Source organism: Burkholderia sp. SIMBA_051 (assembly GCF_046534915.1).
Taxonomy (GTDB): domain Bacteria; phylum Pseudomonadota; class Gammaproteobacteria; order Burkholderiales; family Burkholderiaceae; genus Burkholderia; species Burkholderia ambifaria.
In genome coordinates this window covers 1-232 of sequence record NZ_JAWRXS010000971.1, presented here as the reverse complement: position 1 = coordinate 232, position 232 = coordinate 1, and the positions used below count along the sequence as shown (strand labels likewise).

Genomic DNA, 232 nt, shown 5'->3' with positions numbered 1-232 from the left:
CTCGCGGTCAATTGTTACGGTCAGGCATTCTGCGGATCGTAGAGCTTCTCCCTGATGAAGAGCGCCGGCACAAGGCCGCCTAGAAAGTAGGCCACACCCATGACCAGAAAGCCGAGGCCGATCGTGCCGTTCGTTGCCAGGAATCCAATAGCCGCAGGGGCGATTGCCGCACCAATACGTCCCACGTTGTATGCACCGCCAACAGCAGAGCCGCGAATGCGGGCCTCGAAAC

1 pseudogene is annotated in these 232 nt (G+C 59.9%); it reads right to left on the bottom strand.

The window, feature by feature from the left end:
- Positions 1-20: 20 nt before the first annotated feature.
- Positions 21-232, bottom strand: a pseudogene (locus tag SB771_RS37385) (MFS transporter); the annotation flags it as partial.